Here is a 23,421-nt window from a genome sequence, read left to right on the forward strand (position 1 = left end):
GCGGGGGAGCAGACCGGCACCGGGCGAAAGCCGTCGACCGCGGGCCGTTCGGCTGAAGGGGTGGAAATGCTCATCGGACGGGAGAGCGAACTGGCCGGGCTGGCCGGGTTCCTGAGCGCGGCGAGAACGTCCTCCGGCGCCATGGTCGTGCTCGCCGGAGAACCGGGGATCGGCAAGACCTCCGTGGCGGAAGCGGCCGCGGAACAAGCGCGGGCGGCGGGCATGGCGGCCGTGCGCGGGCGGGCCAGCTCGACGGGTCCGGCGATCCCGTTCCGGCCGCTCGCCGAGGCGCTGCTTTCGCTGGCGCGCACCGAGCCCAGCCCGGACGACGAACTGCTCGCGCCCTACCTGCCCGCGCTCGGGCGGCTCGTGCCGGACTGGGCGCAGCCGGAGCCGCGCGAGACGTCGCTGCTCGTGCTCGCCGAGGCGATCCTGCGGCTGACGTCGTGGTTCGGCCGCGGCCGCGGATGTCTGCTGGTCGTCGACGACCTGCACTGGGCGGACCGGGAAACCTTGACTGTGCTGGATTATCTCGCGTCGAACCTGCGCGAGCAGCCGGTGCTCGTGCTGGCCACCGTCCGGGTCGGCGCCTCCGCCGGCGCGGAACTGGTGAAAACCCTGGCCCAGCGCGGCGACGCGACGCTGGTCGAACTGGACCGGCTCGACCGCGCCGGGGTGACCGGGCTGGTCGCGTCGATCCTTGGCTGCCCGCCGGGCGAGGTCAGCGCGTCGGCCGTCGAGCACCTGTACTCGCAAAGCCGCGGGAATCCGTTCGCTGCCGCGGAACTTACCCGGTACGCGGTGTCCATGAAGGATCTTGTGCGGCGTCCCGCTGGCTGGCAACTGGTGGGCGGGAAGCGAAAACGGGTGCCGCTCAGTCTCGTGCAAGCGGTCGAACAACGGGCGCTGCAGCTCGGCCCGGACGGGATGCGGCTGCTGTCGGTCGCCGCGATCGTCGGCCGGACTTTTCCCTTGCCGGTGGTGCAACGCTGCGTCGGGCTCGACGACCGGACCCTGCTCTCCCACGTCCGCGCCGCGGTCGCCGAACGCCTGCTGACCGGCGGCGACGGCACTCCCGGCTGGTACTCGTTCGAACATCCGCTGACCGAAGAAGCCCTGCTGTCGCTGACCACCGCGGCCGACCAGGTCACCCTCTCCGGCCAGGTGGCGCAAGCGATCGCCGAGCTGTACCCAGGGCTTCCCGGCTCCTGGTGCCACCTCGCCGCCGACCTGCACCGCCGCGGCGGCGACCTGCCCGCAGCCGCCCGGCTGTACCTGGAAACGGCTCGCCGAGCATTGCACGCGGGCGGCCCGGCCACCGCGGTCGCCGTGCTCGACAACGCCCTCGACATGCTGTCGGAGGAAAACCGCTGGCACGCACTGCGCGGGGAACTCCTGGAAGCCCTGCTGACCGCGCTCGCCGAAGACGGCCAGTTCGACCGCGCCGCCGAGGTCGCCGCCGAACTGCGGCTGGGGAATCCCTTGTGGGACACCGAAAGCCAGGTCCGCCAGCAGGTCCGGATGGCATGGGCGGCCCAGGTCGCCGGCCGGTGGGAGGACGGCGTCCGCCAGGTCGCCGCGGCTCGCGCGCTGCTGCCGCCGGAGGCGCCCGAAGCCGACACCGCGGTGATCGACGTCGTCGACGCTTACCTCACCTCGTGCCGCACCGGCGCCGACGCCGACCACGTCAGCCGCAGCGAGGCCTTGGCCCGGCGGGCGATCCGCGGCGTCGATCCGGACGGCGATCCCGAGACGGCCTGCAAGGCTTGGTACGCAATCGGTTTCAGCACGCGCGGCCGCTCGCTGGCCGAGTCCGACGAAGGCTACCGGCGCACGCTGGCGCTGGGCACCGAGCATCAGCTGACCACCTGGCGCAACCACGGGCTCATCGGACTGGGCGCGAACGCCTGGCTCGCCGAGGGCGACGCTTCCGCCCTCGAGTACGCCTACCGCGAGACGCTGCGGTCGGGATGCATTACCTTGGCCAGCAACGTATACGCCAACCTCGCCTACGCGGCGGTGCTGCGCGCGGACTACGATCAGGCCGAGCAGATCCTCACCGCGAGCCTGGCCGAATGCGGACGGCTGCGGCTGCACTCGGTGATCCGCTACGCCCTGATGCTGCGCGCCGTGCTCGCCGCGCACCGGGGCCGGTGCCAGGAGATGCGTGCCGCGCTGCGGGAATTCCGCGCGGCCGGCGGCGAAAATTCCCGTGAAGCGCCGTTGACTAAAGGATTGGCCGAACTGTTCTGCGCACTGCTCACCGAAGACCGGGAAGGCGCCCGGACCCTCTCCGCGGAATTGATGGCAGAATACGGCGGGCTGGAAGCCTATTTCCACTTTTCCGGTACTTTCGGATTAGTCCATTTGCTCGGCGCGGTCGACGGAACCGGCGATCCGGCCGAAGTGGAACGGGCGGCCCGCGCCCAAGTAGGCCGGATGCGCTGGAACCGCCAATTCCTCGGCTTCGCCCGCGCGGTGCACCACGGCCGCGCCGGCCGTCCCGATGCCGCCGAGCAGGAGATGGACACCGCCGTCGCCGCCTCGTCGGTCTTCCCGACCGCGCGGCACCTCGCGCTGCGCCTGGTGTCCGAAGCCGCCCTCGCCGACAGCTGGGGCAAGCCCGGCCAGTGGCTCGCCGACGCGGAGAACCATTTCCACGGAAGCATCGACGTGCTGGCGAGCGCCTGCCGGTCACTGCTGCGGCGGATGGGCACCCCTGTGCGCTACCACAGCTCCGGCACCGAACGCATCCCGCCGAAGCTGCGCGGCATCGGCGTGACCCGGCGGGAGTTCGAGGTCCTGCAGTTGATGCCGGAACGGCTCGGCAACCGGGCGCTGTCGCAACGAATGCACATCTCGGTGCGGACGGTGGAGAAGCACGTGGCGAGCTTGCTGGCCAAGACGCAGGCACCGGACCGGACCACGCTGTGCGAGTACGCGACCGCGGTACTGGGCGATTCGGCGCCGGGCTGATGACTCGGGACCAGCGCTTGGCCCGTGCGAGAGACTGTCGACCGGCTGGCAGCTAACGCTGGGACTCGGCTCCGGCCGACGGAACTGCTGACGTCCGGCCATCCCCGGGGCGGGGCACCGTTGATGCTGGATCGGCAGACGAGCGGTCTCGACCTGCCGATGAAGGCTCTCGCTCGGGAAGATTCGTCCGGGCAGACCTGGCTGACCCACAACGACGCCGGGTGGCTCGCTGAGCGGCACCGGCTCGGAACCGAGAGCGCGGCTGCGGTGGAGGCCGTTGCGGCGGGGCTCGTTCACACGGTCGTCGCCCCGGGGGGCGGAGTGAAGGCTCGCACTGCGGCCGATTGCTCTCGGGCGGCGCATGTTCGCCGCGGCGGATCCAGCCCAGCGAGAGCCGGAGAACGGTCACGCTCGGTCAGCGAAAAGCCGCTCCCCTGCCCGCCCAGTGGCGACGGGCCAGTCCGCCACGCCCGGCCGAATCACCGCCCCGGCACGTCGAGATGGCCGAGCGTCCACAAGGGACACCCGGCCACCCACCGAACCCCCGCCCGGTCTTCGCGCTGCTGCCTGCCCGGTCAGCCCTTCCGCGCCGCAGCCAAGCCGGTCTCCGCTCAGCCTCTCCGCGCCGCAGCCAAGCCGGTCCGCTCAGCCTCTCCGCGCCGCTGCCGGAACTGTCCGCCTCAGCTCATCCCGGCGACAGTGCTCGGGTCTCCCGCCAGCGCGACCACCGCGACCGCGCCGACGGTCATCCCGGTCAGCACCGCCGAGCGCACCCACTGGCGCCGCCAGGCGGGCAGCGGCCGTTCGGGCTCGGCGGCGTCCTCTTCCGCGCCCGGTGCGGGCTGGACGTCCTCGTGCATTTCCGGTTCTCCTTTCCGAGGGAATTTCCTAGTGTTGTTCAGGAACCGGCACGACGGCCGGTTCCAGGAGGGACAGCGCCGGGACCTCGTCGGCGAATCCGAGGCGCAGCAGGCCGTGGCCGATGCCGGACAGGCCATGCAGCAGGCCTGGCGTCGGGACCGCGCCCGGGGTTCCGCAGGAGAGTGCCCCGCGCGGGAGCCGGACCGGTGCGCCGACGGACCTGGCCGCGTCGAGGACGCCGAGTTCTCCGTGGCACAGCGAATGATCCGGCGAGGAGTGCCGTTGTTCCAGCGCGGTGCGGAAACGGTCGACCAGGCGCGGAGAAGGAGAAGCGAGGACGAGACCGGCCAGGCCGGAGCACCAGCCGAGCCCCGTCACCTGGCCTTCATCGCCGGTCGGAGCACGGCCGGTCAGCCGAAGAGCGTGCGCCACCCCAGCTCGGCCGAAGAGGAATCCCCCGGCAGGCAAAGGAGAAAGCGAAGCGAGCCGCGCACCCAGCTCCTCGACGAGCGCATCCGCTTCCGGCAGGCCGGTGTCAGCCGCCACCGCCGAGACGGCTAGTACGGCCCCGGCCAGACCGTCGGCAACATCCGCTGACTCGGCAGCCCGGGCGGCAGCCGCGGTCGCGCGCAAGGCCGCCGGGATGTCGAATGTGGAATCCGCCAGCACATCGGCCAACCGGGCGACCGTGTAGGCGATTCCGCCCAACCCGCTGAACGCGCCCGGCCCGACGCCCACCGCCAGCGACGCGTAGTCGTCCAGCAACTTGAGCAACCCGGGCAGTGGCCGGGCTGTCCGGGCCGCGGCGTCGAGGAAACGGTCCTGTCCGCTGATTTTCCCCAGCTCAGCGAGAAACAGCGCCACCCCGCAGTACCCGCTGCCCAGCGAAGCGCCCATCTGCCGGACGCACCAGCCACCGTCCTCGGCGAGCTCCAGCGACGGCCAATTGATCCGCACCGCATCGGCGCTCCCCCGCCGCAGCAGGTCGTCGCCGATGTCCACGGCCAGTTGAAGCAGGTGCGCCGGATCGGGCGCCTGGAGACCAGGCGCGGCACCGGGCACCAGGCGGTGTCCGGCGAAGGGCGTCATCGTGGAGAGGGAGGCCTCGGCGAACCACAGCTGCGCGCGAAGGTCCCGCTCCCCCAGGCTGGCGATCCGGGCCCGCGCCGCGGTCAGGCCGTCGGTTTCCAGGACGTCCGGGAGCCGGGCACCGGCAGTGGTCCAGACCTCGCGTCCGCCCACCGCGGCGGCGAAGTACGGGATGTCCCCCGCCAGCAGGTCGGCGCGGGACGCGTCGGCAAAGCGGGCGAAGTGCGGGTAGGCGGTGACGTCGTCGAGCGGAGCGAACGCCTTCGCGCGGCCGTCGATCTCGCGCAGGAACACCGGTTCCGTGGATTCGCGAAGCAAGTCCGCGTACCACTCGCTCGCCCGGGGCACGATCCGCAACTCGGCGTCCGCGAACCGGTCCAGGCCGCGGAGCAAGGTGTCTCCGGCGAGCGACCGGTAGGCAACACGGAAGCCGTCCAGGAAGGCACTGCCGTAGGCCGCCGGATCGAGGCCGGGGGCCGGGAGGTTCCGCCCGCCGGCGTACGGGGCGGGGCCGCGGATCAGGCGCATCCGGTCGGTGCCCGCGTCGGCCCAGGCGGGCAGGTCGTGCGGGAACCGGCCCGGACGGCCGCCGAACGCCGAAAGGTCCAGGCGCCCGTACGGGCCGAATATGGGGCGGGGCAAGACAAAGGTGTTCAGGACGGAGGTTTCCAGTGCCGTCAGGGCAGGATCGGAACCGCCGTCGGTGTGCGGGGCCCAGCGGGGCTGGAAGAGCGTTTCGACGTCCACCACGACCGGATGGTCGCCGGCCGCCACGACGTTCTCCGCGTGGATGTCGGTGGCGCCGAGAACGTGCAGCAACGCGAGCTGCGCGCCCAACCTGCGGTAGAACTGGCTGACGTCAGCGGCGGGGCGGGCGTGGATGAACTCGACCCAGCCGTATCCGGGGCGTTCCAGCACCTCCGCACGGCGCGGGGCGAGATCGCCGAGAAGCGGGGCAAGTTCGGCGAGCAGGTCGTTCCAGCGCGCGTGCAGGCCGACCGGTCGCGGGCGGTAGATCAGCCGGGCGCCGGAGGCAAAGCTGAGTTCGCTGACAGTCCGGCCGCCGCAATGAGCGTCGCCGCGGCCGAACGCCACCGCCATCAGCCGCCCTGGTTCTCCGCCGAGGAAACCGGCCACCAGGGCGCGGTCCTGGTCGAACCGGGTCAGCAATTCCGAAGCGGCGGAGACAGCGTTGTGCGTCAGCGACTCGAGAAGGTCGGCCAGGCCCGGGTGCTGAGCCAGGACTTCCGGCAGCGGGTCGCTGGCCACGAAGGAGTCGAATGACTTGAGGCTGGCGACGAGAGTCCGGGCCGAGGCGGCGTACAGGCGATCGCTGAGCCAGTCCTCCATTCCCTGGCTGACCGCGGCGAGTTCGGCCGCGTCAGCGTCGGGCACGGCGGCGCGCAGCTCTCTCGACGCGGCGCTCACCAGCGGCTGTACCGCAGGCCGGAAGCACCGGGCGCCCCCGTGCGCGCCGGACGGTTCGGACCCCGCTCGCGACATGGGTCGCAGCCTGCCACGCGGCGGGTCCGCGGCGCATGGGTACGGCCTACCCAAAAAGCGACCCGGGCAGGGGGAAATTAGCCGTCTCAGTCCCGCCGCGCCGAGTGGGCGCGTTCGCGGGCTTCGAGGATTTCCGGGACATGGGTTTCCGCCCATTCGCGGACCGCGCGCAGCGGCCCGAGCAAGGACAGGCCGAGGTCGGTGAGGCCGTATTCGACGCGGGGCGGCTGTTCCGCGTAGTCGACGCGGGCGAGCAGGCCGTCCTCCTCCATCGCGCGCAGCGTCTCGGTGAGGACTTTCGGGGTGACGCCCTGAATCTTCTCCGCCAGGACGGTGAAGCGCAGCGGGCCGTCCTCGAGCGCGTTGACCACGAAGACCGTCCACCGCGCCCCGATCCGGTGCAGCACCACCCGCGACGGGCAGGTCGCGGACATGACGTTGTAGCCCACGGCGGTTCCTCCGGTTCCGGTTACGTTGAAGTACCTGGTTACTTTTCCATAGCCTACTTCGGCCACTGCAACCGAGGAACGGAGAAGGACCATGGGCAACGGGCTGGCCGGGCAAACAGTGCTGGTGCTGGGCGGACGGAACCTGGGCACGGCGATCGCCGACGCCGCGACGGCGGAGGGCGCGAAGGTGCACGTCGCGTCCCACCGGCCCGGCGGACTGCACATCGACCTGCGCGACGAGGCGACCATCGCCGCCGCTGCCGCCGAGCTCGGGGAGGTCGATCACCTCGTCACCACAGCTGCGATGCCCCACGCGATGCCGGTCCGCGAACTCGACCGGGACAAGACCGTCGACGCCTTCACCGCCAAGGTCATCGGCCCGCTGCTGCTCGCGAAGCACTTCACGATCCGGCGGTCGCTGCTGCTGTTCTCCGGCCAGGTCGGCTGGCGTCCGGCACGCGGGAGCGTCGTCACGGGCGTGACCAACGGAGCGGCCTCGTTCGCCGCACAGCACCTCGCCGCCGAACTCGCGCCGGTCCGCGTCAACGCGCTGTCGCCGGGAATCATCGACTCCGGAGCCTGGGACGCCAAGGGCGACGCCAAGGCGGGCTTTCTCGCGAACGCCGCACAGCGAACCCTCGTCGGCCATACCGGCACTGTCGCCGACGTGACCGACGCGGTGCTCTGGATGTTGCAGGCCGAATTCCTCACCGGGGAAACGATCCGCCTCGAAGGCGGTCGTCCGTGAGCGCAATTCCGGAACGTCGTTGAGCCGCATCGGGAACACAAGGGCGAAAACGGTTAAATCAGTGCTTCCTTATCTCTTTCTTTCGGGTTTCGCGGACGCCGCAAGGGTTTGCGCCGAAGGAAGGATTGCGATCAGCACGCGGGCGCCGGTCCAATAATCTCGGCCGGCCACCGCGGTACGGGGCGGCCATTCCCCGCGAACGACCGGTGATGAACCGCCGGTCGTTTCGCGATTCCCGACAAAGGAGCACACATGCGAAGACAATGGGCACGCAGCGCGACCGCGATCGCGCTGGCCCTCGCCCTGCTCGCCGGAACCGGGGCCGCCCCGGCGAACGCGACCGCCCGGCCGCAGGTCATCGGAACCATCGTCACCTGGGCGCAGACCGCCTACTCGGTCCTCAAGGACTTCTTCGGCAACAAGCGTTCGATCGAGGACGCGACCAGGGCCATCCTCGACGCCATCAGCACCGCCAAGACTGAGCTCATCAACCACATCGACCAGGTCGCGATCACCCAGGCCAAAGCCTGCGCGCACAGCGCCGTCGACGACTTCGCCGACATCGAAAGGTTCACGCCGGACACGCTCCAGGCGTATGCCAGAGACAGCTCGTATTGCGTGAACTTGATCGACAGTCAGTTGTCCGCGATCACGGACAAATCGGCGGTGGACCAGCTTGGCTTCGCGCTGCATGCGGTCGCGCCGATCGCGCAGGTCGCGCGCAGCCGGGCTGGATTCAGCGGGACCGGCCTGCTCGCGACGGTTCGCGACGGGAGCAACATCGTGATCGCCAAGCTGGAACCTGAGTGTCATGTTGAAGCTGAAGCTGTTGGCGGGCCTTATCGGGCAGCTCGGCGGCAGTGGTTGATCACGTTGGTGTGTACTGGGTATGACGGGACTAGTGCTAGTAAGTATTTGGGGTATCGGACTAGTCCTAATCCGCCGGTTACGTATCCCGACTCGCTGAAAGACAGCGCCACGAACACGACCAGCCGGATCGCGGCCCGTACTGTGTTGCCACTGCTTCCCTGAGTTTATGGCGCCGACTCCGTCGTCGCGGGCGGGATCGCCGTTAAGTCGGCGTGCGGAGGGGCAGTACACCCGGCCCGGGGGCCGGGTGTACTGCCCCTCCGCACGCCGACGCGATCCCGCGTTGTGGTCGGGTTTGGGGTTAGGGCGGGAGGAAACTCTGCTGGCGCCGGCGGGTCATCGATGCTGAACGAACGGAGCCAACGGATTCCACAGCCCGTCGCACCGGTGCTGGCGCGGAATCTCAGTGGTGAGCTGGCTGTCCCCGGCCGCGTTCAAGGACATCACCACCGGGTTGCGCTCGGTGAACGGATCCCAGCGCGGAGTCCCGTCCACGGTCGGGTTTCCGGTGCGGGCGAAGCCGGTCCACTGGGCCACCAGCTGGTCGGACAGCACCTTTTGGTTGGGGGTCAGCTTGATTCCCGGCGGCGGCGTCAGCAGCATTCCCTCCGCCACGTGGTACGCGCCGTTCGGCTTGGTCGGATCCAGGAAGAACGCGGGCGGCACGTCGGTGTCGTCCATCTCGTAGGCGAAGACGGGAATGTGGCGCGAGAGGCGTTCGTCGTTCAGGACTGCGGGGCAGACCGAGTTGGAGTCGGCCACGATGGTCCGGAAGGCCAGGAACGGGGCCGGGTTCGGGAAACGCTTCAGCGGGTAGAGTTCGCTGACTTCCTTGGCGTGCTCGCCGTACTGCTGCGCCACCAGTTTGCGGTAGTCCTCCGGCGTCGAAGCCGACGGCAGCTGGACCTCGTCGCGGGCCACGCCGTGCATCAGCGCCACCTTGTTGACCCGGCCCTTAGCGAACGCCTCGCCCGGCGACAGCGGCAGCGTGGTCCCGTTCACGATCGGCGCGATCGTGCCGCTGTCCGGTTTCATCCCGTTGCCCGCCTGTTTCAACAGCGCCGCCACGGGCACCTTGCGCAAGCACGCACCGGCGTTGTCCTGGCAGCCCAGCGCTTTCGCGAACCGCGCTCCGGCCTGCTGGGCCTGCTCCTCGTCGGGCAGATCCGCCTTGCAGTCCTGCGGCTGCCACTGGATTTCCGTGCCCAGCAACGAGTTGTACTCGCCGTTCTGGCTGATGCCGCGCTGGAACAGGCCCGCCGCGGTCGGCGAGGCGGTGTGGTCGCAGACGCTCGACCCGCCCGCCGAAGCGCCGTAGATCGTGACGTTGTGCGGGTCTCCGCCGAACTTCGCGATGTTGCGCTGCACCCAGCGCAGCGCGGCCTGCTGGTCCTGCAGCCCGTAGTCGCCCGCGTGCTCGCCGAACGCCTCGTGCGCCAGGAACCCGAAAATCCCTAGCCGGTAGTTGACCTCGACGCTGATCACGTGCCCCTCGGTGACGAGCCTGCTCGCGTTCTGCGCCTGCAGCAACAGGAATCCGCCGCCGTGCAGCTGCACCATGACCGGCAGCTTCCCGTGCCCGGGATTGGCGGGCACCCGGACGTTCAGGTTCAAGCAGTCCTCGGTCTCCGAACCCGGGCCGAGACCGGCCGGCTGCGGGCAGGCGTTGCCCGGCGCGGTCGCGGCGAACGGCTTGGTCCACTTCGCCGGATGCTGCGGCGGCGCCCAGCGCAAATTGTCCACCGGCGGCGCGCCGAACCGGATTCCTTCCCACGACCGGACGTCCGGGCCGGCGATCCCGCACACCGGGCCGTCGTCGGTCGCCACCGTCGTGCCGGGCGAGCACGCCGGCGGCGGGGCGGCTTCGGCCCGGCCGCCCGCCACGGACGCCGAACCGGCCAGCGACGACGCCACGAGGGCGACCGCCGCCAGCGCGACGCCTGCCTTCCCGTCAAGTCTCATCCGTCCTCCTTCGCTCCTGCCTGGCCGGGAGAGCGCGGCGGCGGACACGGGACACGACGAGCGGCATCCACGCACCGAACAGGCGTCCTGCCGGCATGGGCTCGACCTCACCGATGGCCGTTTTCCCGGCCACCGCCACGAGAACGGCGCGCGTTCCCGCCGCACTCCAGTCTGAGCGCGGCGGGAAAAGGCACAACCTCCGTTCGGTCGCGCGGAAACTGTCAAATTCCCGGGCAGAATGGTCTTTGTCAGGGATCCGGATTCCGCCGCCGAACCGCGTCCCGCGCGCTCTTCGCGGGTCCGGCTGTCGAATGCGGTTAATCCGCGGGGGCACCGAGGACGAAATCCGCGGGAATACGCGTACCGAACCGAGGCCCGGCCTGCGTTTTGTCCGATTCGGGCCTCCCGCCGCTCGAGAGGCCCTCCGAATCGGGTCCTCCGGCCCTGCCCGCCGGGAACCGCGCGTACCTACGGTGGGCAGCACCTCGAAGACAAGGGACGACAAACCGAGGTGTGCCGTGTCCGCTCGAATCGAATGGCGTCTCGCCTGCAGCTGCGTGTTCCTGGTGTGCGCACTCAGCCCGGCGCTGCCCGCGCGGCTGTTCGCCTTGGTGCTGGCTGTCTCGGCCGGCGCGATCCTGGTGTGCGCGATCCGCCCGGGGAGCCTTTTCCGCAAACCCGACCTGCGGCGAAAGCTGTTCACCGCCGCCGCGGCCGGAATGCTGGGCATGCTGCTGGGCTGGCTCTCGCACGCGGGCGGGCTCGTCGCGTCGGCGGCCGGTCTCCTGATCGTGGTGCTGCTGATCAGCTGGACCGTCCGGTTCGCCGGGCATGGCGAGGCACCCGCGCGAACGGCGAACGCGCGAATCAGGCCGCGGTCAGCAGGGTTGCCCGCCCGGCAGGCAGCGCAGCGGACGGTCGGCGGCGGCGTTCCACTCCAGCGCCGCGTCGAGCTGCCCGTCGGCCAGCCGGGCGTGGCGCGCGAGTTCGGGCAGCGACGCCTGCCCCGCGGACCGGCTGGCCTGGCACAGCAGGCCGAACCACCACTGCTCGTCGACCCAGTCGTGCCGGGCCTTTTCGACTAGCTGGGCCATGTGCTCGTCGCCGCAGGCGTAGACGAGCCGCTGGCCGTGACCGGCGAAATCGGCGGGATCGACGCGCGAGGAATCGGGGACGAGCGCGGTCTGCAGCTTCCCTGGCGGGATCTGCTCGCCGCAGCGGTCGCACGATTTCCTGCGCCGGGTACGGAAAACTGCTTCGGGGGACGGAAGCGACATCAGGCACTCCGGACTGTCGGCACGGGTTCCATGTCGCAGATGTCAGAAAACCGGGGGCTAGGGCACGCGGCATCTGCACTACCCGGGCGGGACCCCGTCGGGACCCGGTCCGGGAAACCCACAGTAACGGCGGCCGCCCGGCCTTGCCAAGACGTCCGTTAGGGCCGCCGCGGCCTTTCCGCCCAGCATGGCGGTGCACAGAGCGGGGCCGTTACCGTCATTACGGGTGGAATCCCGAGCACGCCGGGTGACGCGGCGTGCCCGTCGGGGTCAGTTCGCGGCGCTCTCGCCGAGAATCTCGTCCGGCCGGAGTTCGTTGCTCGCGACCGCTTCGGCCACTTCGCTGAGCCGCCGGTTGTGCCCGCGGCTGTAGGAGCGGAGCCGCTCGAACGCCACCTCCATCGCCAGCCCTCCCGCGTGCGCCAGCACGCCCTTCGCCTGCTCGATGACGACGCGGCTGTTCAGCGCGTGCTGCAGCTGCTCGGTCAGCAGCTCGCCCCGCCGGATCGCGCGCTCCTGCAGGATCCCGATCGTGGCGATGTCGGCCAGCACGCGGGCCACGCTCAGCGCCGACCCGGTCAGCGGGCTCCGGCCGCGGCCGAACAGGTTCAGCGTGCCGATCACCTGCCTGCGCAACCGCATCGGCAGCGCGTGCACGGAATGGATCCCGGCGGCGGTCGCCTCCGGCACGAAACCCGGCCACCGCGCGGCCTGCTTGACCAGGTCTTCGACCACGACCGGCTCGCCGCTGCGGTAGGCGTCCAGACACGGCCCCTGCTCGGTCTGCAGCTGCAGCAGCTCCAGCATCCGGGTGCTCTCGTCCGACGAGGCGACCACCTCGAGGCCGCCCCGCTGGTCCGCCAGCAGCAGCCCGGCTGCCGACGCCCCGAGCAGCGTGACGCAGTATTGCGCGAGCCGGTGCAGCATGTCGGCCACGTCGTATTCGTCGACCAGCGTGTCGGCCATGTCCACGAACGCCCGCAGCAGGTCGTTCTCGCTGGATGGCGTGACCGTGCCGGCTAAGCCGTCGCTCATCGGTGTCTCTCCTTCGTCTTCCACTCCCCGGCGGCGTCCGCACGCCCGCCTGGCGGGGAATCCAGCGTCGTGTCCGGCTTCACCGCTCGAGCTCCCTCGGGTGCAGCCGGTGCTCGACGATGTCGCGCGCGACATCGTCGAGCAATCTGTCTTCGGAGTACGCGTATGCCCGCAAGCGGGCAAGTGCCTGTTCGGCCGGGATCCCGAACTCCGCGATCACGATCCCGGTGGCCTGGTGCACCGTGGCCCGGTCCCGGACCAGCCCGCTGACGACGTTGTCGCCGGGTTCCCCGGAAACGCCCGCCGTCGCCACGGCCAGCAACGCGCTGGTCACGAGGTCGATCCCGCGCAGGATGGTCCCGAGTTCGTCGTCGGTGAGCCAGCCGGGCACGCGCCGGTAGGTGTCCACCGCGCCGATCCTGGCGGCTCCGCGCCGCAGCGGAAACGCGAATATGCCGGAAAACCCGGCCGCGCCCGCTTCGGTGGCGAACACCGGCCACGACGCGGGAAGGCGCTGCGAGAGGTCCGGCACCAGCACCGGCCTTCCGGTCTCGTACGCCTCGAAGGACGGGCCCTCGCCCAGGCTGAACTGCAGCGAGTCGAGGTGCTCGATCGCCGGATCGCTGGCCAGCACCAGCGCGCGGTGTTTTCCGTCGACCATCAGCGAAACGGCGGCGCGGTCGACCGGCATCGATTCCACGATCGACCGGCACACCTGCGCCAGCGGAGCCGTCACGTCGCGGCCTTCGCGCAGCGCGACCAGCAGCTCCGAAAGCAAGGCGGACAGGGATTCCGCGAAATCCCCCACTCCGGTCACCGCTCGTTTCACCGCCTTCCCGAGTCCAGAACCAGCCGAGTTCCGCACCGCCGCCGGACGGCTTTACCACTTTACCCCCGGCCCCGCTTTCCGCCGAAGCCGCCTCGCCGGGGCGCCGGTCCCGGATCGTCCGCAGTGGACAGTCGGAACAGCGACGGTTGCCAGCACGCCATTAGTCCACAGTAGACAATCGGAGCCCGCGATCCGCCACGCGGGAACGGCCCGGAGCCGCGGACGTCCGCCGGGGCTGCGGTGACCTCCGGCCCTATCCCGGCCGGCGCCCGGCGCAGCACGATCGGCCCCGGCGTGAAAAGCGGCTGGTCCCCACGGCGGAATACGAAGGCGCGCAGAGGACTTCCGGCCCTTTCCTTCCCCGGCGGGGCCTGCGACGGTGAACCCGGAACGGAGCTGACATGACCGAGACCCCGCGGCAGTGGACACTCGCCATCGCGTTCGACCGGACCGTGCACTACACCCGCGCCAGGGCGGTGCTGCGGACCGACGACGGGGACGAATTCTCCGGCGTCGGTCTCGCGCACAGCGCGGCGGAGGGACGCGGGCTCACGCACGTGGCCGGTTATCTCGCCGCCGGACGGGCGTTGTGCGACCTTTCCCAGGAACTGCTGGAGGCGGTCGTCGTCGACGTCGACGCCGAGCTGGACCAGCTCAGCGCGACGATCCCCGCCAGCCGGTCCGGGGACCACCGCCCGGACGCGCTCCCCGCCTGAACCTCGCCGCGGATTCCCCCGCCCGCCGCGAAACCCCGGATTTCCGCCGCTCCGCCTCAGTTCAGCGGCGCCGACCAGTCCAGCCGCACACCCCCGCCCGGACGCGTCCCGAGCGCGAAGGTCCCGCCGGCCGACTCCGCGCGCTCGCGCAGATTCCCCAGCCCGCTCGGCGAAACGTCCTCCGGCAGCCCTTTCCCGTCGTCGGTCACCGAAATCCGCACGACCTCGTCCCGGACCGCGACGGAAACCGACAGCGCCGACGCGTCCGCGTGCCGGACGGCGTTGCTCACTGCCTCCCGCACGACCGCTTCCACATGCTCGGCCAGCTGCGCGGGGACCGCGTCGAGCGGGCCCGCCATGCTGACCGCCGGATGCAGCGGCGCGTCGTCGGTCAGCTCCGCGATCGCGTCGTGCAACCGGTTCCGCAGCCGGGTCTCCCCCGCCGCGCCGCCGTGCAGGTCGAAAATCGCGGTCCGGATCTCCCGCACGATCTCGTGCATCTGATCGATGCTCTCCTGCAACCGCCGCTGCAGCTCCGGCGTTTTAGTCCGCCGCTGCGTGCTCTGCATCGCCAGCCCCACCGCGAACAGCCGCTGAATCACATGATCGTGCAGGTCCCTGGCGATCCGGTCCCGATCCGACAGCACGTCCCGCTCCCGCGCCGCCCGCTGCTGCGCCGCCAGCTGCAACGCCAGCGCCGCCTGGTCCGCGAACGACGCCAGCACCGGCAGCTGCGCGGTCTCGAACAGGGCGGATCCCGGGTCCCGCAAGGCGATCAGCACGCCCGAGGTGTGGTCACCCGCGCGCAACGGCACCACCAGCGCCGGACTGCGGCCGCGGTCGGCGAACAGCTTCAGCTCGGCCATCCGGCGCGGGGTCCGGTCCTGGAACACCGCTCCCGGCACCGACCCGGCGACGGGCATCCGGGTCCCGGTCAGGTCGGCGCCGCCGCCCGCGCACACGGTGACGGTCAGCTCGGCGGGTTCGGCGTCCCGGTCCTCGTCGACGTCGAGCCTGCCCGTGCCGGGCAGCGCGAGCATCGTGACGTCCGAGCCGGTCAGCTCCAGCGCCCGGCCCGCGATCAGCTCCAGCGCGTCGACCGGGTCCGTGCCGCCGAGGAGCTCCGTGGTCACCTCGCTGGTCGCGCCGAGCCAGCGCTGCCGCAACCGGGTCTGCTCGTACAGGTGCGCGTTCTCGATCGCGATCCCGGCGGCCGCGGCCAGCGCCTGCACGATCACCTCGTCGTCGTCGGTGAATTCCGCCCCGTCTTTCTTTTCGGTGAGGTAGAGATTGCCGAACACCTCGTCCCGCACGCGCACCGGCACGCCGAGGAACGAGTGCATCGGCGGATGGTTCGCCGGAAAACCCACCGACGCGGGATGCGCCGAGATCTCGGTCAGCCGCAACGGTTTCGCGTCGTCGATCACGAGCCCGAGCAGCCCGTGGCCCTCGGGAAGGTGCCCGATCCGCTCCCGCGTCTGCGCGTCGATGCCCAGGTACACGAACTCGGCCAGCGCGCCGTCGTCGCCGAGCACGCCCAGCGCGCCGTAGTGCGCCTCGCCGAGTTCCACCGCGGCCCGCACGATCCGCCGCAGCGTCGCGTCCAGTTCGAGTCCCGACGCGACCGCCAGCACCGCCTCGAGCAGGCCGTCCATTTTGTCCCGGGTGCCGATCAAAAGCTCGATGCGCTCCTGAAGATCGCGCAGCGTCTCCCGCAGCCGCAGCTGCGACAGGGTTCCGGACAGCTTCCGGGGGCTCTCTCCGGTTTCCGGCATCAGACCTGCTTTCGGCGCTCGGCGTTCTCAGAGGAGATGACTTTCGCCCCTGTGCGCCCCCGCCCGGCGGACGCATGCTGAAGCGAAGAACCACGCACGACACAGTGTCCCGCGTTTCGCGGTCCCGGGGAGAAGGATGACCCTTCAGGTGGCGCCGTCCGGCCTGCTCAGCGCCGAACAGGTGGTGTCGGTGCTGCGCTCCGCGACGCTGGCGCCGTCCACGCACAACACCCAGCCCTGGCTGTTCAGCGTCGGCCCGACGGGCATCGAGGTGCACGCCGACGCCGACCGCACGCTGCCCGTCGCCGACCCGGACCGGCGCGAACTGCTGCTTTCCTGCGGAGCCGCCCTGTTCAACCTGCGCGCCGCGATCCACGCGACCGGGGTTCATCCGGCCATCAGCTACTTTCCCCGCCGCGGCAATCCCGACCTGCTCGCCCTCGTGCGCCCGCGCGCCGCCGCCGCGACCGACCGCAAGCTCGCTTCGCTGGCCGAGGCCATCCCGCTGCGGCACACCAACCGCACGCCGTTCACCGCCAAGCCGGTTCCCGGCGGGGCGCTGGGCGCGCTGCGGCACGCGGCCGAGGTCGAACACGCCTGGCTGCCGCGGCTCGACGAGGACCAGCTCGCCGGGCTCAAGGAGCTGATCCGCGAAAGCCACCGGCTCCAGACGGAGGACCCGGCCTTCCGGTCCGAATGGCAGCGCTGGACCGGCCGCGGCCGCGACCGGCGCGACGGCGTCCCGTTCGCCGCGGGCGGGGCCGTGACCGCCGACGACACCTGGGTCCTGCGCGATTACGGCGGCGGCTCGCGCGCCCCGGGCGCGGCTCCGCTGGTCGTGGTGGTCGGGACGTTCGCGGACCTGGCGATCGACCGGCTCCGCGCCGGGCAAGCGATGCAACGCGTCCTGCTGACCGCCACCGCCCGCGGAATCGACGCCTCGTTCATCTCCCAGCCGGTCGAAGTGCCCGCGATCCGGGCCCGCCTCCGCGATTTGCTCGGCGGCGGCCTGTGGCCGCAGATCGTCCTCCGCCTCGGTTACGGCGCTCCGGTGCCGCGGACTCCTCGACGGGCGCTGGAGGACGTTCTTGTGACGCCCTCGCCGCTCAGCGTCTAACCCGGCCGACGCGGACGCCCCCGCAACTCCGTGGCGAGCACCGCCGCCTGCGTACGCCGCTCCATGCCGAGCTTCGTCAACAACCGCGACACGTAGTTTTTCACCGTCTTCTCCGCCAGGAACATCCGCTCGGAAATCTGCCGGTTCGTCAGCCCCTCGCCGATCAGCCCCAGCAGCGTGCGTTCCTGTTCGGACAGCTGCGACAGCGGCCCCCGCTGTTTTTCCGCGCTGTCGCGCAGCTTCGCCATCAACGCGGCCGCCGCGTGCGCGTCCAGCAGCGACTTCCCCGCGCCGACGTCCCGGACCGCCGAGATCAGGTCCAGGCCCTTGATGTCCTTGATCACGTACCCGGCGGCTCCGGCCAGCACCGCGTCGAGCATCGCCTGTTCGTCGGTGTAGGAGGTGAGCATCAGGCATTTCAGGTCCGGCGACCACGACCGCAGTTCGCGGGCCAGCTCGATGCCGTTGCCGTCGGGCAGCCGCACGTCGAGCACCGCGACGTCCGGGCGCAGCGCCGGGATCCGCGCCAGCGCCTGCGAAACGTCGCCCGCCTGGCCGACCACGGCGATCTCCGGGTCCTCCTCCAGCAGGTCGGCGACCCCGCGCCGGACCACCTCGTGATCGTCCACCAGGAATACCCGCAGCATCGGTCCTTCTCCCACCTAGGGCTGGTTCGTGCGCCGAGAGTGTCGAGAGTACGGCGGCCCGCCGCGTCCCGGCGGGGCCGGAAGTCCTCATTCCCCCGGCGGCGGCTGGGTTTTCACCGGCACGGACCAGCTCAGCCGGGAACCGCCCGCCACCGTCAGCGTCCCGCCGCGGCGGCTCGCCTGCTCCGCCAGCGCGGCCAGCCCGGGCGCGGCGGACACGGCGAGGTCGCCCGAGCCCTCGTACCGGACGGTCACCGTCGTCTGCGTCTCTTCCGCCCGGATCTCGACCTCCACCGAGTCGGCCGAGGCGTGCCGGGCGACCAGCGGCAGCGCGTCGGCGAGCAACGGCACCACGACGTCCGAGGGCACCGGGTCGAGTTTCCCGGTCAGCCGCGTCGACACCGCCAGCCCCAGCTCCTCGCGTGCCTGCGCCAGCACCCGCAGCACCTGGTCGCGGATCGGCTCCGGGCCGGGCGCCACGACGTCGTCCAGCCGGAAAACGGTCTGCTGCACGTGGTTGATCACGTCGTCGAGGTCGGCGATCGTCTCGCGCAGCCGGGCCGCGACCACCGCCGACTTGGCGAGCCCGGCCGTGGTCTGCAGCGACAATCCGGCGGCGTAGAGCCGGTTCAGGATCTCGCTGTGCAGCCGCGCCGCGATCCGGTCGCGTTCGTCGTGCAGCGCCGCGTCCTCGCGTTCGGCCCGCACCTGCGCGAGTTCGAGCGCCACCGCCGCCTGGTCGGCGAACCAGGCCGCGATCTCCAGGTCGTCGGCGGTGAACGCCGGGCGCCCGGCCAGCCGGGAGACGGTGAGCACCCCGGCCACCGTCCCGTTTCCGGCGAGCGGCACCAGCATCACCGAATCGAGGTTCAGGCTCAGCACGGACGGCACCGACAGCCGGGACAGCTCGTCCGGCCACGAACCGATCCTCGGCTCGCCGCGGGCGAACACCGTGCCGGCCACAGTGGACTCGGTGAGCAGTTCCCGGCCCGCCAGCTGCTCCGCGCCCGCGCCGACCGCGCGTTCGACGAAGAGGTAGCCCTCCCGTTCCGCCGGGCGGGTCACCGAAACCAGGTCCGCGGACGCGAGCGCCCGCGCGTAGTCCACAACGCGGCCCAGCGGATCGCCGAGGTCCGCCGACAGCAGTTCCCGCGTGACCGCCGCGGAAGCGCGCAGCCACTCCTGCTGGTTCCGCGCGGTCTCGTACAGCCGCGCGTTCTCGATCGCGCTGCCCGCCGCCGCGGCGAGCGCGAGCGCCAGCTGTTCGTCTTCCTCGCTGAACCGGCCGTGCCGCGCCTCGGCGAGATAGAGGTCGCCGAACACCTCGCCGCGCACCCGGACCGGGACGCCGAGGAAGCTCGTCATCGGCGGATGCCCCTCGGGGAACCCGGTCGACCGGGGATCGTCCTGCAGCCGCTCCAGCCGCACCGGGCGCGGGTCCTCGACGACCGCGCCGAGCAGGCCCTTTCCCTCCGGCAGCCGGCCGATCCGCGCGACCGCCTCGGCGTCCATCCCGGTGTGCACGAACTCGGTCAGCCGCCCGTCCGGCCCGATCACGCCCAGCGCCGCGTACCGTGCCCCGACCAGTTCGGACGCGGACTCCACGAGCCGGCGCAGCAACGCCGGCAGCGCGAGGCTGCCGGTGATGGACTGGGTCGCGCGCAGCAGCCCGCGCAGCCTGCCCTGCGTGCTGATGACCTCCTGGGCGCGCTCCACCAGCTCGCCGAGGAGCTGGTCCAGTTCCGTCCTCGGCTGATCGGGGAACGTCAGCCTCGCTTCTTCGGGTGTGTCCCGCTGGTTCACCCCGGCTCCTGCCCGTCCGGCGCCGCCGTCCCGTCCGCGCGGCGCCACTGGGAATTCAGTCTTGCGGCTCGTGCGAGCGGCCGTCAAGCGCGCGAAAAGGGGGCCGGCGGCGATTTTCGGCGCTGCACGGGAAAACGATCGCGCCGGGTTCTCGCCCCGCCGGGAAATCGCGCCGGGAACTGTCTCGGCCGCATCCGGTCCGGCGGCCGCGATTCCTTGGCCGACCGGCGGAAGCGGGCGCGTACGGCGGTGCGCCGCAAGGCCGAGCGGAGTGGTCGGCCTGCCCCGGATCCGGGCCGCGAACGGCGGCGGAATGGTTCTTCCGGCGGAAATCCCGATCTTCGGGCCGGTCCCGGCGGAATTGCCGTTGCGCCGTCCGGCCATTCCCCGTCTCGCCCGGTTGTTGTCGTTTTGCCAGAAGTTCGCGCGGGGCCGGTCAACGGCGCGCCTCCGGCCGCACGACGAGGACCGGGCACGAGGCGTGGTGGATCAGCGCCTGTGCGGTCGACCCGAGCTGCATCCCGGCGAACCCGCCCCGGCCGCGGCTGCCGACGACCATCAGCTGGGCCCGCTCCGACTCGTCGAGCAGCACCTGCCGCGGCCGGTCGCGGACCAGCTTCCGGCGCACCTCGACGTCGGGGTACTTCTCCTGCCAGCCGTCGAGCCGGTGCGCGAGCAGCCGTTCCTCGACCGGCTGGCGGCGGGTTTCCCGCTCCGGCAACGGACGCGCGGTGCGCTCGATCGCGTCGCACACCACGTCGGCCCAGGCGTGCACCGCGACCAGCGGAACCCGCCGGAAACTGGCCTCCTCGAACGCCGCCGCGATCGCCGCCTCGCTGTTCGGGCTCGTGTCGACGCCGACCGCGACCGGCCCGTCGGGCGGAACCGGGCCGTCGCCGCGGCGGCCGCGGACCACCGCCACCGGGCAGCCCGCGTTGCTCACGACCGCCGCGGTCGCCGCGCCGGCCAGCATGCCGGTGAACCCGTCGGTCCCGGTGCGGCCGAGCACGACCATCCGGGCGTCCCGGGACCGGTCGATCAGCAGCGCGGGCGCGGAATCGGTGTAGACCTCGTTGCGGACCGCGTCCGCCGCCAGCTCCTCCGCCCCGGGCGCGAGGAGCCCGCAGTCGGAGGGCGCGTCCTCGAAAAGCGGGCCGGGCCCGGCGAATCCGGCGGGCACCGCGGTCTGCAGGCAGTGCACGAGCTCCAGTTCGAGGTCGCGGCCCGCGGCGAGCCGGGCGGCCCACCGGACCGCTTCGGCCGCGCCGTCCCATCCGCCGATCCCGACGAGCACCGTGCGGCTCCGGCCGGTCATCTGCCCGTCCCGTCGCTCGCCGGGCCCGCGCCGACCACGCCGGGGACCGCCAGCGCCAGCAGCGTCGCGACGTCGCGGTCGGTTTCGTCGTCGTAACGATCGGTGATGCGCACGATCCCTTCGTGCACCTCGACTTTCCAGCGGCCGGTCCCGCCGTAGACCTCGAGCCGGTGGCGCACGTCCGCCGCGATCGCGGTGTCGGCGCGGGCGAGCACGCGGACCACGTCGCCGCGCGTCACGATCCCGACGACGTGGGAGGACTCGACGATCGGCATCGCCTGGCTCTTCGCGTCCACCAGCTCCCGGCAGACGTCGGCGAGATCGGCCCCCGGCGGCATCCCGGCGACGGGCGAGGTCATCACCGCGCCGACGGTCGTCTCGATCGCGCCGGAGCGGCACGGACGGCGCCGTCGCGCCGGCGGCTGTCCCTGGGTACGGCCGCGGCCGAGGTCGGCCTCGGTGACGATGCCGACGAGCCGTCCGTCGTCGTCCACGACCGGCAACGCGGGGAAGCCGCGTTCGGACAGAATCCCCGCGGCCTCGTCGGCGGAGGTCCACGGACGCACCGTCTCCGCAGGCGAGGACATCAGATCGCGTGCGCGCATCAGACCCGTCCTTTCCCTGGTACTGGCTCGAAAGTAGGCGACGGAACGGACCGGGCACGCCGGTCCGGAGTCACCGGGGCGAGGGACCAACGTCCTCAGTGCCTCGCCGCGGACGGTTCCCGGCGCGGCGAGGACGCGGGGCCGCTCCGCCGTTCGGCGCAGGGCCGTTCCGCTCGGCCTCGGTGAGCACGACCGCGTCCGGGCCGGGGTAGATCGTCGAGACGTAGCCGCCGAGGAACCAGGCGACGGTGAACGGCGGGCCGCCGTCCGGGGTCCCGACCGCGACGATGCGGCCGTGCCGGTCCGGGAACTCCGCCCGGACGCTCTTCACCACCAGCCAGTCGCCGGGCTGTGCGCGCATCGCTTCCTCCTCGGTCCGGGCGGATCACCGCGACGGGAAAAGCTCCACCGCGACAACGCCTTCCGCGGTCAGGGCGAGAGCTTTGACGAGCCGCCGCTCGGCCTCGCCGGAGAACGTGCCGCGGATCGTGACGGCCCCGCCGGCCACCGAGACCTCCCAGTGATTCCGGTGCCCGGCGTAGTCGCTCAACAGCGCGCGCAGCCGGGACGCGATCGCGTCGTCCCGGCGGACCAGCGGAACGAGCAGATCGCGGCGGCTCACGATCCCGGCCAGTTCGCCGCGGTCGGTCACCGGGACGCTGCGGATCCGGTCGGCCAGCATGCGAACGGCGATCGCCGCGACGTCGGCGTCGAGGTCCACCGGCTCGACCGGCGCGGTCAGCACGGCGCGCACCCGCAGCCCCGGATCAGCCATCCGGACACCAGCCAACGCGTCTGTCTCGGTGAAAAGCCCCAGCACCCGATTGTCGTGATCGACCACCGGCAACGCCGCGACCGCATGCTCGGCCAACAGCGCGACGGCGTCCTCGACCGGGAAACCCGGACCGACACTGACCACCGGCGTGCTCATGATGTCCCGTGCACGCAAGACTTTCCCCTCTCCTCACCGCAACGCCCCGCGGACGACCGCGACCGGGCACGCCGCCCGCGCGAGCAGCCGGTTCCCGGTCGACCCGAGCAGCCCGCCCGTGCCCGGGCTCCGGTCGCGGCTGCCGATCACGAGCAATTGCGCGCCCTCGACCGCCAGGAGGGCCCGCCCGGGCGAACGCTCCCGCACCGCCCGGATCCGCACCGCGACCTCCGGGTACTTGTCCGTCCACGCGGCGGTGCACTCCCGCAGCGCGCGGTCCTCCGCCGCGGCCCGGCCGGGCCCGCCGGAACGCCAGGCGTGCACCGCGACGAGCGGCGCCTGCCGGTTCGCGGCGGCCTCGAAGGCGAACTCCCCGACGCGTTCGTCGGTGTCCACTCCGACCACGACCGCCCCGCCCGGTGCCGCGCGCCCGCGCACGACGACCGCCGGGCAATGCGTGCTCGCCGCCGCCCGCAACGCGACCGAGCCGATCGCCGCCCCGCGCGACCCGCCGAGCCCGTGCGAACCGAGCACCACCAGCGACACCGAACGCGACCTCTCGACAAGCAGGTCCACCGCCAACCCGGCCCGCAGGACCGGCTGGGTCGCCACTTCCGGAGCCGTCTCCTGCGCGACTTGCGCGGCACGGCTCAGCCATCGGTGCGCGCGGGCGAACCGCTCGCGCGCTTCTTGCTCCGCGGCCGCGGTTCCCGCTTGGAACAGCTGCAGCTGGCAGTCGCGGCGCAGCGCTTCGGCGGCCGCCCAGCGGACCGCCGCGAGCGAGGCCTCCGACTCGTCGACCCCGACCAGCACCGCGCGGCCGGGCTTCTTCCGGGACACCGCCGCCTCCCCTTCCCGCCGCCTGTTCCGGCAATCCGGTCCACGGTGGCCCATCCGGGAGGAGCCCGTCAGG

General features: G+C 71.8%; 20 protein-coding genes and 1 pseudogene. 7 read left to right on the forward strand and 14 right to left on the reverse strand.

Annotated elements, in window-relative coordinates:
• The first annotated feature begins 66 nt into the window (after window positions 1-66).
• A complete protein-coding gene (locus tag AB5I40_RS08595; protein ID WP_370937905.1) occupies window positions 67-2,976 on the forward strand; it encodes a helix-turn-helix transcriptional regulator in 2,910 nt (969 codons plus the stop codon).
• Between the two features lie 24 nt (window positions 2,977-3,000).
• Window positions 3,001-3,180: pseudogene (locus tag AB5I40_RS08600) on the forward strand (DUF302 domain-containing protein); the annotation flags it as partial.
• A gap of 476 nt (window positions 3,181-3,656) precedes the next feature.
• On the opposite strand, the gene AB5I40_RS08605 reads toward AB5I40_RS08600, so the two are convergent.
• The 3 genes from AB5I40_RS08605 to AB5I40_RS08615 form a co-directional block, all read right to left on the reverse strand.
• On the reverse strand, window positions 3,657-3,836 hold the full coding sequence (locus tag AB5I40_RS08605) for a hypothetical protein (RefSeq protein WP_370937906.1): 180 nt from the start codon (window positions 3,834-3,836) through the stop codon (window positions 3,657-3,659).
• A gap of 28 nt (window positions 3,837-3,864) precedes the next feature.
• The gene (locus AB5I40_RS08610; protein WP_370937907.1) at window positions 3,865-6,429 is read right to left on the reverse strand and encodes a type 2 lanthipeptide synthetase LanM family protein; all 2,565 of its coding nucleotides are present in this window, start codon (window positions 6,427-6,429) and stop codon (window positions 3,865-3,867) included.
• Window positions 6,430-6,515: 86 nt separating this feature from the next.
• Window positions 6,516-6,878: a winged helix-turn-helix transcriptional regulator gene (locus AB5I40_RS08615; protein WP_370937908.1), complete on the reverse strand. Its 363-nt coding sequence runs from the start codon at window positions 6,876-6,878 to the stop codon at window positions 6,516-6,518.
• A 91-nt stretch (window positions 6,879-6,969) separates the two neighbouring features.
• On the opposite strand from AB5I40_RS08615, the gene AB5I40_RS08620 reads away from it, so the two are divergent.
• Both AB5I40_RS08620 and AB5I40_RS08625 read left to right on the forward strand, forming a co-directional pair.
• A complete protein-coding gene (locus AB5I40_RS08620; RefSeq protein ID WP_370937909.1) occupies window positions 6,970-7,626 on the forward strand; it encodes an SDR family oxidoreductase in 657 nt (218 codons plus the stop codon).
• Between the two features lie 252 nt (window positions 7,627-7,878).
• Window positions 7,879-8,658 (forward strand): hypothetical protein, encoded by a 780-nt coding sequence (locus AB5I40_RS08625; protein WP_370937910.1) that lies wholly within the window; start codon window positions 7,879-7,881, stop codon window positions 8,656-8,658.
• A gap of 174 nt (window positions 8,659-8,832) precedes the next feature.
• Here AB5I40_RS08625 and AB5I40_RS08630 read toward each other — a convergent pair whose 3' ends face one another.
• On the reverse strand, window positions 8,833-10,458 hold the full coding sequence (locus AB5I40_RS08630; RefSeq protein ID WP_370937911.1) for a carboxylesterase/lipase family protein: 1,626 nt from the start codon (window positions 10,456-10,458) through the stop codon (window positions 8,833-8,835).
• Window positions 10,459-10,976: 518 nt separating this feature from the next.
• Here AB5I40_RS08630 and AB5I40_RS08635 point away from each other — a divergent pair.
• A complete protein-coding gene (locus AB5I40_RS08635) occupies window positions 10,977-11,543 on the forward strand; it encodes a hypothetical protein (RefSeq protein ID WP_370937912.1) in 567 nt (188 codons plus the stop codon).
• Window positions 11,544-12,005: 462 nt separating this feature from the next.
• Here the strand turns inward: AB5I40_RS08635 and AB5I40_RS08640 are convergent, their stop codons facing one another.
• Together AB5I40_RS08640 and AB5I40_RS08645 are read right to left on the reverse strand one after the other, a co-directional pair.
• Window positions 12,006-12,770 carry a GAF and ANTAR domain-containing protein gene (locus AB5I40_RS08640; protein ID WP_370937913.1) on the reverse strand — a complete coding sequence of 255 codons (765 nt, stop codon included), beginning with the start codon at window positions 12,768-12,770 and terminating at the stop codon, window positions 12,006-12,008.
• Between the two features lie 79 nt (window positions 12,771-12,849).
• Window positions 12,850-13,599 (reverse strand): GAF and ANTAR domain-containing protein, encoded by a 750-nt coding sequence (locus AB5I40_RS08645; RefSeq protein ID WP_370937914.1) that lies wholly within the window; start codon window positions 13,597-13,599, stop codon window positions 12,850-12,852.
• 401 nt (window positions 13,600-14,000) lie between these two features.
• Between AB5I40_RS08645 and AB5I40_RS08650 the strand changes: the two genes are divergently transcribed.
• Window positions 14,001-14,315 (forward strand): dsRBD fold-containing protein, encoded by a 315-nt coding sequence (locus AB5I40_RS08650; protein ID WP_370937915.1) that lies wholly within the window; start codon window positions 14,001-14,003, stop codon window positions 14,313-14,315.
• A gap of 56 nt (window positions 14,316-14,371) precedes the next feature.
• On the opposite strand, the gene AB5I40_RS08655 is transcribed toward AB5I40_RS08650, so the two are convergent.
• Complete coding sequence (locus tag AB5I40_RS08655; protein WP_370937916.1) at window positions 14,372-16,090, reverse strand: GAF domain-containing sensor histidine kinase; 1,719 nt, start codon at window positions 16,088-16,090, stop codon at window positions 14,372-14,374.
• Window positions 16,091-16,226: 136 nt separating this feature from the next.
• Between AB5I40_RS08655 and AB5I40_RS08660 the strand changes: the two genes are divergently transcribed.
• Window positions 16,227-17,207 (forward strand): hypothetical protein, encoded by a 981-nt coding sequence (locus tag AB5I40_RS08660; protein ID WP_370937917.1) that lies wholly within the window; start codon window positions 16,227-16,229, stop codon window positions 17,205-17,207.
• Here AB5I40_RS08660 and AB5I40_RS08665 read toward each other — a convergent pair.
• The 7 genes from AB5I40_RS08665 to AB5I40_RS08695 all read right to left on the reverse strand — a co-directional run bounded on the left by AB5I40_RS08665 (window position 17,204) and on the right by AB5I40_RS08695 (window position 23,348).
• Window positions 17,204-17,854: a response regulator transcription factor gene (locus AB5I40_RS08665; RefSeq protein WP_354742693.1), complete on the reverse strand. Its 651-nt coding sequence runs from the start codon at window positions 17,852-17,854 to the stop codon at window positions 17,204-17,206. The two genes, AB5I40_RS08660 and AB5I40_RS08665, sit on opposite strands and share 4 nt — an antisense overlap.
• An 87-nt stretch (window positions 17,855-17,941) precedes the next feature.
• Window positions 17,942-19,657 carry a GAF domain-containing protein gene (locus tag AB5I40_RS08670; protein ID WP_370937918.1) on the reverse strand — a complete coding sequence of 572 codons (1,716 nt, stop codon included), beginning with the start codon at window positions 19,655-19,657 and terminating at the stop codon, window positions 17,942-17,944.
• A gap of 436 nt (window positions 19,658-20,093) precedes the next feature.
• The gene (locus tag AB5I40_RS08675) at window positions 20,094-20,972 is read right to left on the reverse strand and encodes a universal stress protein (protein ID WP_370937919.1); all 879 of its coding nucleotides are present in this window, start codon (window positions 20,970-20,972) and stop codon (window positions 20,094-20,096) included.
• The gene (locus AB5I40_RS08680) at window positions 20,969-21,577 is read right to left on the reverse strand and encodes an HPP family protein (protein WP_370937920.1); all 609 of its coding nucleotides are present in this window, start codon (window positions 21,575-21,577) and stop codon (window positions 20,969-20,971) included. The genes AB5I40_RS08675 and AB5I40_RS08680 overlap by 4 nt, the downstream gene beginning before the upstream one ends.
• A gap of 70 nt (window positions 21,578-21,647) precedes the next feature.
• Window positions 21,648-21,938 (reverse strand): DUF1918 domain-containing protein, encoded by a 291-nt coding sequence (locus AB5I40_RS08685; RefSeq protein WP_370937921.1) that lies wholly within the window; start codon window positions 21,936-21,938, stop codon window positions 21,648-21,650.
• 24 nt (window positions 21,939-21,962) lie between these two features.
• Window positions 21,963-22,526, reverse strand: coding sequence for a CBS domain-containing protein (locus tag AB5I40_RS08690; RefSeq protein WP_370937922.1), 564 nt, complete (start codon window positions 22,524-22,526; stop codon window positions 21,963-21,965).
• A gap of 15 nt (window positions 22,527-22,541) precedes the next feature.
• Entirely contained in the window at window positions 22,542-23,348 is an 807-nt protein-coding gene (locus AB5I40_RS08695; RefSeq protein ID WP_370937923.1) for a universal stress protein, read from the reverse strand.
• Window positions 23,349-23,421 lie beyond the last annotated feature (73 nt).

The sequence above is a fragment of the Amycolatopsis sp. cg13 genome, from assembly GCF_041346965.1.
Taxonomy (GTDB): domain Bacteria; phylum Actinomycetota; class Actinomycetes; order Mycobacteriales; family Pseudonocardiaceae; genus Amycolatopsis.